The sequence below is a fragment of the Treponema sp. OMZ 805 genome (assembly GCF_050937395.1).
Taxonomy (GTDB): domain Bacteria; phylum Spirochaetota; class Spirochaetia; order Treponematales; family Treponemataceae; genus Treponema.
This window is the reverse complement of sequence record NZ_JACCLP010000007.1, coordinates 86312-103883: the sequence shown is the minus strand read 5'-3', so window position 1 is coordinate 103883 and position 17572 is coordinate 86312. Positions and strand designations below refer to the sequence as shown.

The 17572-nt window shown below is 47.1% G+C and carries 12 protein-coding genes; 5 read left to right on the top strand and 7 right to left on the bottom strand.

What is annotated here, in order from left to right; genetic code table 11:
- The first annotated feature begins 164 nt into the window (after positions 1-164).
- Both HGH47_RS07410 and HGH47_RS07405 read left to right on the top strand, forming a co-directional pair.
- Positions 165-722 carry a tetratricopeptide repeat protein gene (locus HGH47_RS07410; RefSeq protein WP_212564881.1) on the top strand — a complete coding sequence of 186 codons (558 nt, stop codon included), beginning with the start codon at positions 165-167 and terminating at the stop codon, positions 720-722.
- A complete protein-coding gene (locus HGH47_RS07405) occupies positions 719-1657 on the top strand; it encodes a TIGR00282 family metallophosphoesterase (protein ID WP_432911401.1) in 939 nt (312 codons plus the stop codon). The genes HGH47_RS07410 and HGH47_RS07405 overlap by 4 nt, the downstream gene beginning before the upstream one ends.
- 73 nt (positions 1658-1730) lie before the next feature.
- On the opposite strand, the gene HGH47_RS07400 is transcribed toward HGH47_RS07405, so the two are convergent.
- The 7 genes from HGH47_RS07400 to lnt all read right to left on the bottom strand — a co-directional run bounded on the left by HGH47_RS07400 (position 1731) and on the right by lnt (position 13530).
- A complete protein-coding gene (locus tag HGH47_RS07400; RefSeq protein ID WP_212564880.1) occupies positions 1731-2579 on the bottom strand; it encodes an FAD binding domain-containing protein in 849 nt (282 codons plus the stop codon).
- Positions 2569-3048, bottom strand: coding sequence for a (2Fe-2S)-binding protein (locus tag HGH47_RS07395; protein WP_212564879.1), 480 nt, complete (start codon positions 3046-3048; stop codon positions 2569-2571). Before HGH47_RS07395 ends, HGH47_RS07400 begins: the two co-directional genes overlap by 11 nt.
- Before the next feature lies 1 nt (position 3049).
- The gene (locus tag HGH47_RS07390) at positions 3050-5200 is read right to left on the bottom strand and encodes a molybdopterin cofactor-binding domain-containing protein (RefSeq protein ID WP_432911397.1); all 2151 of its coding nucleotides are present in this window, start codon (positions 5198-5200) and stop codon (positions 3050-3052) included.
- 34 nt (positions 5201-5234) lie between these two features.
- Complete coding sequence (locus HGH47_RS07385) at positions 5235-6416, bottom strand: DegT/DnrJ/EryC1/StrS family aminotransferase (RefSeq protein ID WP_212564878.1); 1182 nt, start codon at positions 6414-6416, stop codon at positions 5235-5237.
- 179 nt (positions 6417-6595) lie between these two features.
- A complete protein-coding gene (locus tag HGH47_RS07380; RefSeq protein WP_212564877.1) occupies positions 6596-8080 on the bottom strand; it encodes a type ISP restriction/modification enzyme in 1485 nt (494 codons plus the stop codon).
- The gene (locus tag HGH47_RS07375) at positions 8073-11807 is read right to left on the bottom strand and encodes a DEAD/DEAH box helicase family protein (protein ID WP_432911393.1); all 3735 of its coding nucleotides are present in this window, start codon (positions 11805-11807) and stop codon (positions 8073-8075) included. The genes HGH47_RS07380 and HGH47_RS07375 overlap by 8 nt, the downstream gene beginning before the upstream one ends.
- Before the next feature lie 4 nt (positions 11808-11811).
- Entirely contained in the window at positions 11812-13530 is a 1719-nt protein-coding gene (lnt, locus tag HGH47_RS07370; protein ID WP_212564874.1) for an apolipoprotein N-acyltransferase, read from the bottom strand.
- 63 nt (positions 13531-13593) lie between these two features.
- On the opposite strand from lnt, the gene HGH47_RS07365 reads away from it, so the two are divergent.
- The 3 genes from HGH47_RS07365 to HGH47_RS07355 all read left to right on the top strand — a co-directional run bounded on the left by HGH47_RS07365 (position 13594) and on the right by HGH47_RS07355 (position 17552).
- On the top strand, positions 13594-14748 hold the full coding sequence (locus HGH47_RS07365; protein ID WP_212564873.1) for a galactokinase: 1155 nt from the start codon (positions 13594-13596) through the stop codon (positions 14746-14748).
- A 12-nt stretch (positions 14749-14760) separates the two neighbouring features.
- Complete coding sequence (locus HGH47_RS07360; protein ID WP_212564872.1) at positions 14761-15429, top strand: tetratricopeptide repeat protein; 669 nt, start codon at positions 14761-14763, stop codon at positions 15427-15429.
- A 65-nt stretch (positions 15430-15494) separates the two neighbouring features.
- Complete coding sequence (locus HGH47_RS07355; RefSeq protein WP_212564871.1) at positions 15495-17552, top strand: hypothetical protein; 2058 nt, start codon at positions 15495-15497, stop codon at positions 17550-17552.
- Positions 17553-17572 lie beyond the last annotated feature (20 nt).

Below are 17572 nucleotides of genomic sequence, written 5' to 3'. Positions count from 1 at the left end.
AATGAAGGGCGTCAAGGATCGCAAACTCGTAAAAAATAGTGGTGCCGGATAGAGCATTTTCAGAAGAGCAGGGAATGCCGCCGGTTTAAAAAGAAGCAAAATAGACGGTAATGCATATTTTTACATCGATTGAGGTTTTTTATAAAATAGTATATATTTTAAATATGCAAGAGACAGCTGATTTTTTTAATGACAGTGCAGTAATGCTTGCTGCCGAGGGATGCCATAGCGAAGCGATTGCATGCCTTCGCCGTGGCTTACAGCTTGAACCGTTCAGCAGTTTGATGTGGTTTAACCTCGGACTCAGTTACTATGCGCTTGATGATAAAGATAACTCCCGCTATGCGCTCTACGAGGCAGCGCGCTGTAATCCCTTTGATGCAGATATTTGGGATACGTTGGGAGTAGTTCTCCATGAAACCGGCGAGATGGAGGCTTCACGGCTTGCATATACGAAAGCGCTTGAGCTGGAAACCGAAAACGGCCGCATTTGGAATAACTACGGTACACTCCTTTTTAATGAAGAAAAATATGAACAAGCCCGCCGCGCCTTTGAATCGGCTCTGACACTTGCTCCCGATTCTGAGGATACGCTCTTTAATTTACGCGATACCTATACGATGCTGGGGAACAAAAAGCTTGCAAAAAAATGTACTAAAATAATCGATAGGCTGGCATTAAAAAATCCGAACACACTGGTACAAAAGCGGAATGAGCCGTGAGAATTTTTTATATCGCCGAAATTACCGGTAAAGCAGGCGTGTGGGCGGTTAAAAAAAATATCGCGGAGATTAAGCGCCGCTATCAACCCGACTTTATTATCGCAAATGCCGGTATGGCGACAGGTGCGGGCGGGCTCGGCAAACAACATGCCGGTTATTTGAGAAAGATGGGCATCGATTGTATCACCGGCGGAGATTGTATCTTTCAAAAAAAAGATTTAGTTGAAAATCTCCCACAGATGCCTTTTGTGCTGCGCCCTTTCAATCTGCCTGAGCACAGTTCGGGAGCCGGTTACCGCTATTTTACAGCCCGAAGCGGGGAAAAACTTGCGGTTATTTCGATTTTGGGACGGGTAGGACACCATCGGCTTTTAGCGGATAATCCGTTTACGTTGATGCAGACGCTGCTTCCGAAAATAGAAAGAGAAACGCCGTTTATCATGGCTGATTTTTCTTCAACCGCAACCGCCGAAAAACAAACTATGGCGTTCTTTCTTGCGGGGAGACTCTCTGTGTTGGTCGGGTCGGGCACCGGCGCCGCCACAGCCGATGAACGGCTGATGTCCGCCGAATGCGGTGTGTCTGCTGTTGAGTCAGCCGCTCATACCGATATGCAACAGACAGCATCAGAGGCGCTGCCTAATGCGCGGATGGAAGCTGCGGAAGCATGCTATGGGCAGCAGCGCGGCGGGCGGCAAAACCGAAAAACTGCCTATATCACTGATGCGGGACGAACCGGCAGTTTTGACTCCGTCGGCGGACATGCCCCGTCCGGCAAGATACGGGAATACCGCACCGGCCTTTTTGAGTACCCGCAGGAGACATGGCAGCGGGTCTGTGTACAAGGGTTGGATATTGAGCTGGACGGGGCGGGCGGCGCCTTGTCGATAGAACGAATTCGTATCGAAATGCCTGTCGCTGCGGCTCCGTGTTGATAGAACGAATCCCTATCGAAATACTTTGCCCGCTCTGTGGATATGTTACATAGGGATTCTACTGGTTTTATGCTTAACCGGTTAGTAAGTACATACTTTCTTCAATTAAGTTGAAAAAACACGCCTTTTGAAACTCGGAGATTTCTGCGGCTGTAAAGGTATCGCTGAAAATTTCTTCGGTTTCTTTCATCAATGCACCGACGCTGCGCCGGTCGATGGGGAGTCCCTTTCCGGTGAGCAGGTTTTCAAACTCTTTACTTTTTATCAGCTGAGTGCTGCCGAACAGCAGTTTAACATCGGAAAGCAGGTTTTTCTGTGTGCGGGCGAGGAATACAAAAGAGGCGGTATCGGCAGTAATATGACCGATCGGCCCAAGCCGCTTGTAATATGAAATAGTCCATTCTTCAAACGGGACGCGCACACGAAGGATGATATGCGGGGTATGACGCAGCACATTACTGCTTTCGTCGCAATACTGAATCAGCGGCATCCAAAACGTTTCTTTCCGTGTCCGTATTTCGATCTTTGTATCGAGCGCGATTAGCGGGATAAGGCAAGAGTTTTGCATGGGCGCTTGTGCGATGTTTCCGCCGATAGTTGCAAGCGAACGAACCCCGGGGTTTGCCGCAAGGAAAATCGCCTGATAGAGAATCTGCGGCACATTCTTTTCTCCCAGCTCTAAAATGGTATTGAGGGTTGCGGTAGCGCCGAAGTCTATGAAGCGCTCCCGTTTTGCGATGGTTTCAAGTTCGGGAAGATTCTTTAAGAACAAAATCGATTCCGGCAAGGGGAAACGGTCGGTATGGCAATCTTTGAGCAATCCGGTGGTGCCGGCAAGCGGAGTAATGTCGGTATTGTTCTGCATCAATGTATACAGCTCTGCCATACTTTTTGCGGTATTGATGATATAATTATTTTTCATGCCGCTTGCCTCTCCTTGATCTGCATACCTGCTTTAACGCCGCGGTGAGCGAAACGATATCGGTACATCGGCACACGGTTCCGATATAAGCATCTCGTATCTGTTCGTCGGTAGGATTCCAATGCTTTTGCACAATACTATGCGCGGTTAAAAGGGTACCAGCGGAACAAAAACCGCACAGTGTAATGCCTTCTTTTTCAAACGCAGTGGTAATGTCTTTATATTCCTGCGTAGCGCTAAAGGCTTCAAGCGTGATAATGTTTTGCCCCGCTGCGGCAAAGACGGGGAGCATACAGGACGGCACCGGATGATCGTTTAATAATACCGTGCAGGAACCATACATCTCCTGTATACCGCTTTTCCGTACGCTGAGGATGCCGAAATCCCGTCTTAGTACGTCTGACAACCGCTCGTCGGCATCGGCTTCAATCTCTACCGCCTCGTTATTGAGGTGAAATCGTATCTTCATATTATTTTTTCCCCGTCAAAGCATTAAAGAGGTGTTCTCTCCGGATCGGTAACGCATCTATCCGTGCAGGAACACGCAGCAGTATTTGGTTCAACGCTGCAAGGTATGCAGCAGGCAGTATATTCAGCGCAGATGAATCGAAAGCGCTCATCGAATTTCCCCGTTCGGGAATATCCACGGACAGGGGAGGTATCTCATTCGGCAGCATCATCCGGTATTCCGAATAGGGGAGTGGAGTATCATCGGTTTCTACTAAAGGAAGCGCTTCCTTAGCAGTACGCGATAATGCTGTTGCAATATTCTTATGCAGATAGTTGAGGATTTGCTTTTTTTCGTAGATTTTTCCGGGACGGCATGCGAACCACACCTTCCGAATTTGTATTTCATAGCAAACGGTGTCCAGTTCGAGTTCGATAATACAGACAGCAGGTGTTTGGGAAATAAACGAAATGCTGCTTTTTCCGGTTTTATTTTCTGTAGCAGGATCATTCTGTTGTGGAGTATCGGGGGGCGGAGTATTGGACTGCGAAACATCCTGTTGCGGAGCATCGGGCTGTAAAATATTGGGGTGCGGAGCTGCAGACTGTGAGGCATCCGATTGCGCGGGGCTGGTGCTCCTCGAAATACTGATCGGCAGCGGATTGCGGAAGCGCTGCTCCTGTAAATCACTCAGGCATTGCTCAACAAGGGGGAGAACGATACCGGCTGTGTTGCCGGCAGTCGCAGGCCCTGACTCATTCATATCGGCGGTTGTAAGACCGGCAAAGGTAATATCGGATTCGGCAATGTCCAGCTTTTTCACAGCCAGCTTCTTGATAACTTTCTTTAAATCAGACCCAGCCGGTTCCGCCTTAATGGAAAGCTTGTTGTGAACATCCAGTGTCAGCTCTGCCGTATAGGTGAAGTCTGCAGCGCATCCGCTGTATTGAAAGCCCGCTGCCAAGCCGATACCGCGCCAGCGTCCGTCCCGTTTATCCGTTTTACCTCGGTTAAAAACATTATATGCGGCATATTTACAGGTAAAATCGCTTTTGCCGGTTAAGAGTTCGAAGAGGCTTGAAAAAATGGCGCTGTAATCGTCCGGCATATTTTTTGCACGCCATTCCGCCGGAGAGAGATTGTAATCCTGAATAATCTTGTTGATGTGGTTTTCCAGTGCGTTTGACACATAGTAGTCGCCCCATCCCTCAAGGATATCGATAAGGCCGTCCGCCGTTTTTGATGCCCGCACTTCTATCCGGTAGTTCGGTATTATGTACGGCCCTAATGCTGCTGCGGTCATTTGCTTGAGTATGGTGCCGATGAGCGGGCAGCAGGCGCCGGCGTTGACAATAATCGAAATCTGCATTGCGGCAATCGAATGAGTGTCGGACAGCGCCGATTTATGCTCGATAATCATCTCCGGCGTTTTAGGCGCCGCCGCTCTGCTCTCTTCCGCCGATAAATTGAGCGAAACGGTGTTCCGCTGTAGAACCGCCGCAACGGCGCACTGGCAGGCGAGGATGGACGGATACCATAAAAGCTCATTGAATGTTTCGCCGGTTTGGGTTGGGTGTACAATGACGGCTTCTTCCGCAAGTCCGGTTACTTTTGCTACCGCGGCACGGACATGAAACGGCCATTGGGTGGGTACATAGACGTCAAGGCCGTCCTCGCGGAACACCGTAACGGCGGAAAACGGTTCCGAACGGGCAGCATATTGCGAAGCGATTTTAAGCGATGAGAATACGGTTGAGGTGGCTGTTTCAAAGATTGCATCGATATTTCCGGCAGTGCACGCCTCCCGTGCAACGATAGGATAGTCAAACAGCGTATGTGTCCGCCCCGCTTCAAAACTGTCTTCGGGTATCGGCTCCAGTTCTATTGTGATGTCTTTCCGCAGCGCTTCAAGCGTTGCCTGATTATCGCCGGTAAGGATTCCGACGGCTTGCTCCTTATATTCTATCTCGTCCACTGCAAAAAGAGGAAGCGAGTGCTCGAATACTTCGATCGTTTTTTGCGCAGGCAGCTGTGCCGCTCCGTAAAAGGCATACCCTTCCGGTAAGGGGGGCAGATGCACGGCGGAAATGATCCCTGATGATACGGGAGCGCGGACAATCACCGCATAGCGCTGCCCCTCAAAGGTAAGATCGGACACAAATTGTTCTATCATATCAAACTTCCTGTCAAATCCCTGTTTTCCTTCCCTATCGGCGGAACTTCTTAGCGGTGTCGATGACCGTATCGATAACGTACTGTACATCCTCATCGCTCATATCCGGCCAGAACGGAAGGCTGATGCTCTGTGCATAGTGCGCTGCCGCATTGGGGAAGTCCTGCGCGCGCAGTCCGTACCGCTCTTTTAGGAAGGTCAGTTCAAAGTGGGGGATAAAGTGGACTGAAATGCCAAGTCCCCGTTCCTGCAGTGCGCGGGCAAAGTCATCCCTGCCGACGGAAAGCGTTTCCGGTACGATGCGGAGGATGTAGAGATGCCACGCATTGCCTGCTCCGTCCGGCGGAACTTGAAAAAAGTCGAACGGTTCAAAGGCGCGGGTAAAGCGTTCGGCGATAAGCGTCCGTTTTCGGTAAAACTCTTCCGCCTTTTGCAGCTGAACCCTGCCGATTGCCGATAAAATATCCGGCAGGTTGCATTTGTAGCCTTCCGCGACGACATCGTATTGCCAGCTGGCGTGTTTGTCGGTGTAGCGATCCCATATTGTGCGGTTGATACCGTGGGAGCGCATCAGCTTAATGCGTTCCGCCGCTTCGGGATTACGGACGCAGATCATACCGCCTTCTCCGGTTGTGATGGTTTTGGTAGCATAAAAAGAGAACACGCCCGCGTCGCCGAAAGTGCCGCCGTAGCCGTCTGCCGTTTTTGCAGGAAAGGCATGGGCTGCGTCTTCAATAACCGCGACGTTGTATTTCTTTGCAAGGCTGTTAATCGCTTTCATATTGCAGAGATTTCCTGCGATATGGATAGGCACAATCGCTTTAATGCTCTTATCCTGTTTGAGTTTATCTTCGATTTTTTCAGGATCGATACTGTAGGAGTCCGCTTCGATATCCGCATAGACCGCTTCTCCGCCGAGGTGCAAGGCGCTGGTCGCAGTCGAGACAAAGGTGTACGGGCTGGTGAGTATTTTGGTACCCTTGCCGATTCCGAAGGCTTCCATCGCGAGCATCAATCCGTTTGATGCGGAATTAACTGCCAGTGCGTACGGGCTGTGTACCATATCGGCAAACTCTTTTTCAAAGGCGAGCGTTTCCTTGCCGGTCGTCAGCCATCCCGAGTGCAGCACGCGGATTGCCGCTTCTTCTTCTCTGCGGTCGAACGACGGTCTAAAAAAGGGTACCTCCCTTGCGGGATTTTGTTCGGTTGTATTCATGATTATATCTCCCATAAAAACTTTCGTATCCGGTATCACAATTTTTGAAAATACAGACTCTTACCGATCGTGATCAGTTTATCAGTTTTTGCCGTTTTTCGATAGGGGCTTTCTGTATATCGAATCTTTGTTCAATGAGATTAATGGCGATGTATTTAAACTTGGATAATGTTTTTTAATTATTCCTTATCCCAGTCTACTTCCGGCAGTTCGTTCACAATGTCTACGGTCTGAACCGATACGTTGATGACACTCAGGAGCAAGTCCAAAATATAGCAGGGTTTGTTATGTTCACGGGACCAATCATTCGGATCATTCTTTATTCCGGATTTTTTATCCGTCGTTACCGCGTAGCGCTCCATAATCCACTCAATTGCAGGCTTTCCGTTTACGACATACTCGTACGCTTTTTCCGGAATATTTTTTATGGTATGCCAGTGATTGTATACAATCGTGCCTTTCTCGCCTTTTTTCGGGAACTTCATCTGCTCCACTGCATAATACTTGTAGTCGGTTTCATTCTCCGGTATAACCTGTGGATTTGGCTCTGCTGCCATAAGCTCATCGTTGTATACATTCTGCATTTCGGTATTGTACTGAACATATTTAAGCGAGCTTACCTGTATGTCCGGATAGGGTTCAACTTCTTCATAATTCAAATGCAAGTCGGCAAGCTTACGGCCTGACTCACTAAATGCCCGGAACTTTTGCCGGTCGCTTACGAGCGGAATACGGGGAAGCATTTTTTTGAGGTCGGCGCTGAATGTTTCTCGGTAGGATTTTGAATGCAGGATGCCGTAAACATAATAGAAAATATCTTCACGCTGAACATTGTTTCCATATTTTTGTTGAGCACGGTTTAATATGAAGTCGCTAATTGCTTCATGTCTTACGATTTTTGCGCCGTCATCAAAGAGCGAATGCTGCTTCGTCTCAATCGTTTCGTACCAATAGAGAGGGAAGCATTGAGAGCCGGCTTCTTGAGAGTTGAGGTCAACTATACAATCTGAAATAAGTACGGATGGTTCTTTGTTACCGCCGAGACCGTTCACACAAATGACAAGGTTTTTATGATTTGGTGTGGGGAAGAGCTTTTTGCTTAAACCGGGCATTTCAATAACACTGTTAGAAAAATAGAAATTCTGTTCTATAAATGGTCTATAGATACCTGTTATAAGGTCGCTGTCTTTCAATTCAATTTTGACGTTGAGCTCTAAAAGTTTTTTTATCCCGCGCGTCCAGTTAATTTTTGAGGCATCGTTTTCCACAATATCGTCAACTTTTAAGTCTTTATTCAACTTTGTTTTTTCTGCAAAAATATTTCGTTGCTCATTATAATAGGCAATCATTTGCTGCATATTTTCTTTTAAAGCAGCTCTTGAATAATTGTAAACCCAACTATCACGGTTAGTCGCAACACCGATAGCATAAGTCGTAAAGAAAGACTGTGAGGTAGAATCAAATTTTTTATCCGCTTCTATTGGAATCCATGTTGCGAATGTATTGTTTCTCTGATTTATCCAATCACCATGTTCATTTGGAGTAAGTTGTGTGAATGGTAGATTCTCCATGCTCTTGAATTTTGTGATTATATCCAGTTTCTGTTCACGACTCAAATAGTCGCCTATGTCGTAGTAATAAATTTCCGCTCTATGGTTATTCATCTGATTTCTCACTTTTTTTTACAAGTATCGTCACTGCGATTGGTGTACGGCTGCCAAGTCCGAACACATTTCCCGCTTCCTTTTTGCGGAGTTCTCCGCTTGTTCTACAGTTGCCTCGGAGATTGAATACATAGACCTTGCTGAATTCTTTTTCGATTGTTTTTCTGAATCCGTCTTGTGCGTTACCGTCCAGCCAACTCCCATTTGAAACAAAAGCCACTATGCCGTCTCCTTTTTGACCAAGACTGTAATCGCTATCGGAGTTCGGCTTCCGCTGCCGAAAATCTTCCCTCCTTCCCTTCTGGAGAGTTCTCCGCTCGTTCTCTGATTGCCCCTCAAATTGAATACATAAACCCTTTCGAACTCCTTTTCCAGCGTTTTTCTGAACCCATCCTGCGCATTGTTGTCCAGAAAGCTCCCGTTTGAGACGAAGGCTATTACCCCCCCCCCCCCCCCCGAGGGCGGGCATTGATGCGGTGATCCTATCGCTTGCCCACCGGAATGCTTTAATATAAGAGTCATAAGCTGACTTATTTAATCCTGCTTCAGATTCTTTTACATACGTGGTTGCGATACGCTCTTCAAGTTTTGGATATCTTTGGTTTTGTGCATTGTCATTAGCCGACTTCTGCCCGATTGAATACGGAGGATTTCCCATAACGACGGTAATCGGCTGTTTTTTTTGTTCATTCACACGGTCGCTGTTTTCTCTGAATATCCTGTCATCTAAAGTCGGCTCTCCGGTTTCGTAAAGCTGGAATGTGTCTGTCAAACAGATACCGCCGAACGGCTCGTAGGTATCCTTGCCGCTTAAATCGTGGTAGGCATTTTCTATGTTCACGCTTGCGATGTAGTAGGCTAAAAGGACTATTTCGTTCGCAAAAATCTCGTGCCTGTATTTCCGCTCCAAGTCCTCCGGCTTGATAATCCCCAACTGTAAAAGGCGCGTGATGAATGTACCGGTGCCGGTAAACGGATCAATTACATTAACCCTTTCGTCGCTGATTGAACGGCCGAATTCTTTATTCAACACCCACTCGACACTCCTTATGATAAAATCAACGACCGGAACCGGCGTATACACAATGCCGAGTTTTTCTACCGTCAGTGGAAAGGCGTTCTTAAAGAAAGAGTCGTACAGCTCCACGACGATTTTTTGTTTTCCTTCCGCGTTGTCGATTCCTTCGACTCTCTGCTGAACCGATTTGTAGAATCGCTCGAGTTTTTCCAAATCTTCCGGGGCTGATTTTTCATCGAGTAAAGCAACGATGTCTTCCAGTGATTTTGAAACGGGATTTTCTTTTGTGAAGCGATCATTTCCGAATAGAGCTTCAAACACGGGTTTTGTAATGATATGTTGGGCGAGCATTTCAACTGCTTCCGATTGGCTTACGCTTGGATTGAGATTCTTTTTGAGACCTTCCCAGTAAGAGGTAAATTTTTCCTTGTGCGTACCTTCGATTGAAATAAGCTTATGTATGCGCTCGATGTTTCGCTTGGCAATTTCGCTTACGTCTTTACCCCAGTCAGCCCAATAACGTCTGCTTCCGCATTTGTTTACAATCTTTGCAAAAACCTGTTCGGTAAGACTCTTGAATTTCTCGTAAAGCTCTTGCTGCAGTTCATCAAAGTCTAAAACTCCCTGTACCGCTTCCGCTCCGCCGTCGTCCTCATTTTCGCCTACCGGTTTTCCACCGAAATTTCCTCCGCCGGATACATTGATAATTTTAGGTTTCTTTTTATTCAGTTCAATTTTATTGATCGTTGCATTAAAACGGTCGTCGTGCGCCCGCAGCGCATTCAAGACGCTCCATACGATTTTAAAGTCATCGCTTGTGTCCAGAACTTCATTGGCATTTTTATTCGCCGGTACAATCACAGGAATGATGATGTAGCCGAATTTTTTACCTTCGGCTTTCCGCATAACGCGGCCGACCGACTGAACGACGTCGACTTGGCTGTTACGGCTGGAAAGGAACATAATAGCGTCAAGGCTCGGGACATCGACACCTTCGGAAAGACATCGCACATTATTTAAAATTCGGCACTCGTTTTTGTTCGGATCAGCGTGCTTGAGCCAGTCAAGTTTTTCTTCCCGGACGGTGCTTCCCATAGTGCCGTCAATATGGGAAGCGTCCACTAAAACGAGTTGCTCTCGTTCCGTTTCAGAAAGCTTTCCATAATATGCTTTTCGACATACATTAAAGCTATCTTTTAAATACTTTGAATTTTTGATACTCGAACAGAACGCAACAGCGCTCTTCATCGGTTCAGGATCGACATCGCTGAATAGCTCCTTGTCGGTAAGATAGCTTGTGCGTTTTGAAAGTACATTGATACAGCCGATGAGTTTTATCGCATCGGTCATTTTGATTTCGGAGTGTCCGTCTATAATGCTTTTTTGAACTTCCGGCGACACTGAATGTTCATCGAGTGTCAGTACGATTACCTTGTAATCGGAAAGTAGCTGCTTTTCAACTGCCGCACCGAAGCCGATACGGTAGATTTCTTCACCGAACCATTCAGGGGCATCCATAGACCAAACGAGAGCTTCATTTTCTTTTGCCTTTGCTTGCGCTTCGCTTGAATATAGCCGGGGAGTGGCAGTCATATACAGACGCTTTTTTGCGTTGATATTATCGTTGGAATGTACCTTCGTGAATGCAGACTGAGATTTATCCTTTTGTGTTATACCGGTAGTTCTGTGTGCTTCATCGCAAATAATCAAGTCAAAGAGAAATGAATCTTTTTCACGTCTGTTTATGTCTTTTTGGACGGTACCGATTACGTCGATTGACTGGTAGGTGCTGAATACGACTATCATTCCACCTTCAGTTTTCAGACGGTTTCTATAGTCAACAAATTGCCTATGAACTTTTGCAGAATCCGTCGTTGCAGGAAGAACGAGGTCTGAAATTGAATCCTCCGCTTTGTCGCTTGCATGGGCATCCGAACAGATACAGATAGGATAGAGGTTTTCTTTGCTTTGTGCCGACCATTCCTTTAAGGTTTGGCTCAAAAGTGCGATTGACGGAACAAGGAACAGCACCAGTCGGCTTTCGGTCGCCAAGACCTCCGCAATTCTGAGCGATGTAAACGTTTTACCGGTGCCACACGCCATGATGAGTTTTCCACGGTCGTAGGTTTTATAATATTGTGTTGCAGCGTTGTACGCTTCTTTTTGGTGGGAAAGTAGCTCGTATTTTTTGACACGTGCTTCATTTCCTTTTTTGCCGGCATCCAATTCTTCCCAGTTTACGTCATCGTTTTTGAGATCAATTAAGCCGATTCGCCCGATACCGAGCTTCTCGATTACATTCTGTGCCTCTGCATTAAAACCGCCATACGTGGTGTCAATCCAAATCCTAAAGCTGAAGTTTTTTTCGCCGTCTTGTGTTTGAAATTTAAATGAAGATGTGGAAACAAAGGAGTCTACCATTGCCTTATCGATTTTCTTATCTGCTTGATAGCATTTGCACTGAACTGCCCAATAATCGCCATCGTGAGCACGGCATACAATATCAATGCCCGTGTCCTTTCCACCGGTTCCGAATTGGGCTTTATAAGGAAAATCTGCCCAAAGCCATACGTTTGATAAAAGGTTTTTATATGTTGGTTTGGTTAAAAGGTAGGCTTGCATAAGCCGTTCAAACTTGTCTCCCATGTTACGTTCGGAAGTTGAGTTTTCGCGGTATTTGTCTATAATATGCTCAAATGGTAAAGCCATGCAGTTACTCCCGGAATTCTTTAATAAACTTCCGCTGCTTCCTAAACCACGGCTTTTTCCAGAGCTGTTTCCGTTGCCGCTTTTTTCGTTCGGCAGGGGAGAGCCATTCGAGCGGATGTTCCATATACACCACCGCTTTTTTACAAAACACGGGGTTGAACCGGTATGCGGTAGCAGTGATAAGCGCAATCGCTAAAAAAAGCGCGGGCAGCCAGTCTTTCCATTGTGCATAAAAAGTTGGTTGGTACGGATAGATCGGGACGGAAACGCTTAATGCATCGGTAGTAAAGAGCGGAAGGCTTGCGGTAACAGTCCCGACGGGATCGACAACGCAGGTATAGCCGCCGTTGGTAGAGCGGACAAGCGGCGTCCGTAGTTCTATTGCACGGAAATAGGCGACGGCAAAATGCTGGTATTCCGCACTCGCCGTTTTAGACCACGAATCATTGGTCAGGTTAATCAAGATATTGCTTTTTTGATTATGCAAATCGGCGCAGAGTGTCGGAAAGGCATCTTCAAAACAGATGGGCGCGGCGAAGCGGACATCGTTTCCATTTTGTGCGGTGAACGTCATCGCTTTATATTCCGTTCCCGGCGCCCATCCCGACGAAAAACCGACCAGCGAGTCGAAAAAGCGCTGCACAAACGGATGGTCGATAAAGGGAATATATTCCGCAAAGCAGATCAGCTGTATCTTTGAATAGGTGTCGAGTACCGTTCCGTCCGGTGCGATAAGATAGACGGAATTTGCGTATTTTTCGCGTTCGGCATCCTGTAAAAGCGGGGAGCCTGTTAAAATGGGAATATCCATCCGCTGCAAAAAATCGGTAAAGGATTCTTGAAATGGACGCTGCCGGTAATAATCTTGAAATTGATCATACCCGTATGCAAGGCTGCTTTCGTTCCATACGATGAGGTCAGGCCGCACCGGCGATTCGGTAATTGCCTTTTCGGTAAGCTTTTGGGTGTTATACAAATTATCAAAAAATAAATCGAGGCCGTAGACCCACGGATCGGTGTTTTGCTGTACTAACACAAGGGTGAGGTTCTGTTGCGGCGTTCTTTTTTGATACATGCGGAAAAGTCCGTATCCGTTGACCAGCAGCAATAGACCGGCGGTAAAGATCAGTGGGCGGAGTAACGGTCTGCCGTGCAGCTTGGAAAAACCGGTGGTTACATCTTCTGCTGCACGGATTATTTCTGCAAGGAGCGCGGAAATCAATGCAACAAGAAAGGTTATTCCCCATACGCCGGTAATATCTGCTATTTGAATGAGCGGCCGCAGCGATAATGTTGTCATCGAAAGGCTGCCCCACGGATAGGCGACAAAACCGCTTCCCTTAAACCATTCCCAGAGTGTCCACAAGCCCGCAAAGGCAAACGGACGCAGAGCCGGCGGCAGCTTCATTGCATAATAAAACCAGTGTCCGAAAAGAAAGCCGAGGAAGAAATAAGCGACGGTGGAAGCGCCGAGCGTAAAAATTGCAAAGTTTTCAAAATACGCCAGCCAAAAACTGGAGAACAGATGGACAAGGGCTATCATTGCGCCGAACATCCATGCCGTGCGCCGTCGGCTCGGGATGATGCAAAATGCGGTATATAACGGTATCAGTGCAATAATGCCGAAGAAAGCCGACCCGAAATACAGGTATTCATTCGGTATCCCTAGTGAAAGCAGCACCGCAGAGCATAAAACCGCTAGAAAAGATGAAATAACCGACATAATTTTGAGGTAATTTAATCATTTTTCTTGAATTGTTTCAATATAAGGGATATTATAGAAAGCATGCAGAAGATTCTACCGTTTCATGTAGACGAATATGGAGATGAGCCGGAAGTAACCGTTGCGGTTCCCGGGCGCTTTCACCTTTTAGGTGAGCATACATGGTTTGCACAGGGCAATACGCTTTCGATGGCAATCGATCATTATCTGTATCTTTGTGTTTCAAAACGAAAAGATTCTAATTATCGGTTCCTTTCTCTGTCGCTCAAAGAGCGGAAAAAAGTTGCAGCTGCCAACCTTCGGTATCGTAAAGAAGATCGTTGGGCAAATTCGATAAAGGCTGTTATTCTTTCTTTTATGGATCAAGGGATTGAGATGACAGGACTCAATTTTACCATCCTTTCCGAAATACCGGCGGATGCGGGGCTCGGTACGCCGAATGCGCTCAAGGTTGCAACGGCGATGGCGTTACGGAAGGTATTTGCGCCGCGGCTTACGAAAGCTGATCTTGTCGATATTTTGGAGAATGCAAACGTGCAGCATCTTAATACCTATCCTCACCGTGCGGATATTTTGTGCGCATTATATGCAAAGGCGGGACACTGCATACGGACAAATCATCGGCGGAAGACGGCTGATATTTATCCTTTCCCCATCAGTAACTACCGGATCATTTTGACGGATTCGCGGGTTCCCCGTTTGTTGGCGCGCGAGGAGCTGAACCATAGAATTCAGGAATGTATGGAAGCCTACGAGCGGGTAAAAAAGATGCCGGATATTCCTCAGGATTTCAGTAAGCTTGCCGAAAGTGATCTTGAAGAGCTTGCCATTCCCGAATCGGTACGGCGGCGGGTACTATATATTATCCGCGAATCCATCAGTGTCGATGACGCTATCGCCGCCTTAAAGAAAAACGATTGGGTGGTGTTTTCGCGCATTGTAACACGCTCTCAAGAAAACTTGCGCGACCGCTTTGAAATTTCCTGTCCCGAATTGGATTGGCTGGTAAAACGGGCTATGGAATTTGTAACGCCCGATATGAACGATATTGTGTGCTCTCGCTTGACGGGAAGGGGATTCGGCGGATGCACCTACAGCATTCTAAGAGCGAACGATATCCAAATCTATATTGAAAAACTGGGCGACTATGAACGTATTTTCGGATTTAAGCCTTTGTACTATAAAGTTAAGCCTTCCGGCGGAGTACGCATACTATGAGGGAGAAACTAAATGGATACGATTCTTAAAGAAGGGGTACAGCTGTATCGGGAGAATCGATATGAGGATGCGCTCGCCGCATTTTTAAAGATATCTTCTAAAGATACTGAACTCAATTTTGACTTGGCGTATTATATCGGTCTCTGTTATGCGAGCCTTTTACAATATGATAATGCGCTTGTCTACTTGGAGCAGATTATCACTGCGGGAACCGATATTGCCCGTGTATATCAATGCCGGCTTATTTTAGCCTTTATTTATACAAAAACAGGCCGTGTCCGTTTGGCGGAATTTGAGCTTTCAAAACTTTTGGATGCAGGATATGATTCTCCGCAGGTACATACCTCGATGGCGTATTTGGCGTATGAGCAAGAGAAGGTCGATAAGGCGCTTGAGCTTTATGAAAAAGCGCTGGAGCTTGATCCCGATAATTCCACTGCGCTTAATGGACTCGGCTATATTCTTGCCGATACCGAAAAAGATTTAACTCGGGCTTTAATCTTGTGCAAAAAGGCGCTCGACGCGCAGCCTGATAATCCCGCCTATTTGGATTCGCTGGCGTGGACATATTACAAGATGGGCTTTGATACTGAAGCTCGCACATATATTCAGCGAGCGGATGCACAGCTTCCCGATAATGAAATAATTAAGCGCCATTTGCAGCGTATTATGAGCAGCTAAGAGGAATATTGCGAGTCTGCTCCTAACTTTTATGTTTTTAGAAAATTGTCAAAAGGATAAGTATCATGCGTATAAAGAGACTATTGCAAACAGCCGGTTTAATGCTGCTTTTATTGTGCAGCGGTATAGCGCTGACTGCGCAAACAAACAGTCTGCAGCCTCGTTTAAGTTCCGCCGACAAAGACCACGGATTTGAAGAATTCCGCCGCGGCGTGCAGGCGTATTATCGCGGAACCTTTAACGAAGCGATTCTGCTGTTTGAAAAAGCCCTCACACATATTCCCGGCGACCCGCTTATTTTGGATTGGCTCGGACAAGCCTATTACCGATCCGGCATAGAGGGCGCCGCGCTGGAACAATGGTCGGCGGCTTCCGCTTCGGGATACGGCGGGCAGCTGTTAAAAAATAAAATAGAAGTTGTTAAGGAACGGCGCAGTTCTCAGCCCGATTTTGCAGAATCGGTGCGCTATGTAGAAACCGCCGTATTCGAGTCAAAACACGGAAAAGAAGTCTTTTTTAGGCAGCCGCTTTCGGTTGCGGCAATGGGCGACGGCAGTTTCTGGGTAGTCGCCTACGGCTCCAACGAATTGGTTCACTTCGATATTAACGGCATCGTACTTGACCGGACGAGCGGTCCCTTGCAGGGCTTTGACCGCCCGTTCGATATTTTACCGCTTAAAAACGGGAATTTGCTCATCTCGGAATTTGCCGCCGATCGGCTTTCGTTGCTTACCAAAGACGGTAAATTCATTAAGTCATTCGGCACGAGAGGAAGAGGAGACGGGCAGTGCATCGGGCCTCAGTTTTTGGCGTATGATTCTTACGGAAATATCTTTGTAACGGACTTCGGCAACGCCCGCGTCGTGGTGTTTTCTCCGGACGGGGAAGGCCTTTTTACATTCGGGCAGCGTAGCGGTATATTCCCGGGCTTTACCGCTCCGGCAGGTATCGCAATCTTGGATGATTTGGTTTACGTTGCGGATTCGGTAAAAGGCTCTATCTATGTGTTTGATACGGCAGGAAACTATATCAGAACGCTGCTGCCGGATAAGAGTGTCGTACAGGCGGAATCGATGCGGGTATGGAAAAACAATCTTTTGGTGTCCTGCGCCAATAAGGTGTATTTGGTCGATATCGGCTTGGCGAGTTTGTATACTGTTGCGAGTTTAGGTAATGCGCCTGCCCGTGTAACCGCGGCAATTCCCGATGCTAACGGCAGTCTTTTGTTGGCCGATTATAAAAACGGAAATATTCAGGTTTTTTCTCATATCAACGAACTGGCGGGCGGTTTGTTTGTCCGCTTCGACCGCGTCTATGCCGATAAGTTCCCGACGGTTACCGTCGATGTCCGCGTAGAAAACCGGATGGGGCAGCCGCTGGTCGGCTTAACGGCGAATAATTTTTTCCTCACCGAATCGAATCGGCAAGTCAATGATTTTACTTTAAAGGGCGCCGCCTACCTCAATACCGGCTGCGATATTGCCGTTGTAATCGAGCGCTCACCTCAATCGGAAAAAGAATTGGAGCTGGTTAAGACGGTAGTTAAAGAGCTTGCCGAGGCAATGCAAGGGAAAGGAAAAATTTCTCTTGTGTCGGCTTCTCAACTGCCGGTGCTGGAGGGTAAGTTTTCTCCCGAAGCGCTTTTATCGCAGCCGCTTAAATTAAAGGCGGCGTGGTCGCCGATATGGAATTGTGATCTTGCATTGCGGCTCGCAAGTGGGGAGCTTATAAATGCGGCTCCCAAGCGGGCTATCGTGTTCTTGTCGTTTGAAGATATCGGTTCCGACAGCTTTAAACAGTACAGCTTAAACGATCTTGCTGCATATATGACCAACAACGGTATCCGTTTTTATACGGTTAATCTAAAGCCACGCACATTGCCTCCTGAGCTTTCGTATCTTTGCACAAAAACGGGTGGGATGAGTACGTATATCTATGCCGAACAGGGGCTTTCTCCGATTATTGAAGATTTAATTGCCAAACCTATAGGCTCGTATCAGCTAAGTTATACCTCTACATTGCCAACCGACTTCGGCCGTGCCTATTTACCGGTAGAGCTTGAGGTACGGCTTCTAACCCGTTCGGGCAGGGATGAAACCGGCTATTTTGCCCCGCTGGAATAGAACCGGATTACCAAGGAGCT

Excerpts from the sequence above, each read along its gene's own strand:
- HGH47_RS07385 (WP_212564878.1), bottom strand. The coding sequence starts at position 6,416 with ATGAATACAACCGAACAAAATCCCGCAAGGGAGGTACCCTTTTTTAGA.
- lnt (WP_212564874.1), bottom strand. The coding sequence starts at position 13,530 with ATGTCGGTTATTTCATCTTTTCTAGCGGTTTTATGCTCTGCGGTGCTG.
- HGH47_RS07395 (WP_212564879.1), bottom strand. The coding sequence starts at position 3,048 with ATGAAGATACGATTTCACCTCAATAACGAGGCGGTAGAGATTGAAGCC.
- HGH47_RS07365 (WP_212564873.1), top strand. The coding sequence starts at position 13,594 with ATGCAGAAGATTCTACCGTTTCATGTAGACGAATATGGAGATGAGCCG.
- HGH47_RS07360 (WP_212564872.1), top strand. The coding sequence starts at position 14,761 with ATGGATACGATTCTTAAAGAAGGGGTACAGCTGTATCGGGAGAATCGA.
- HGH47_RS07410 (WP_212564881.1), top strand. The coding sequence starts at position 165 with ATGCAAGAGACAGCTGATTTTTTTAATGACAGTGCAGTAATGCTTGCT.
- HGH47_RS07390 (WP_432911397.1), bottom strand. The coding sequence starts at position 5,200 with ATGATAGAACAATTTGTGTCCGATCTTACCTTTGAGGGGCAGCGCTAT.
- HGH47_RS07375 (WP_432911393.1), bottom strand. The coding sequence starts at position 11,807 with ATGGCTTTACCATTTGAGCATATTATAGACAAATACCGCGAAAACTCA.
- HGH47_RS07355 (WP_212564871.1), top strand. The coding sequence starts at position 15,495 with ATGCGTATAAAGAGACTATTGCAAACAGCCGGTTTAATGCTGCTTTTA.
- HGH47_RS07380 (WP_212564877.1), bottom strand. The coding sequence starts at position 8,080 with ATGAATAACCATAGAGCGGAAATTTATTACTACGACATAGGCGACTAT.
- HGH47_RS07400 (WP_212564880.1), bottom strand. The coding sequence starts at position 2,579 with ATGAAAAATAATTATATCATCAATACCGCAAAAAGTATGGCAGAGCTG.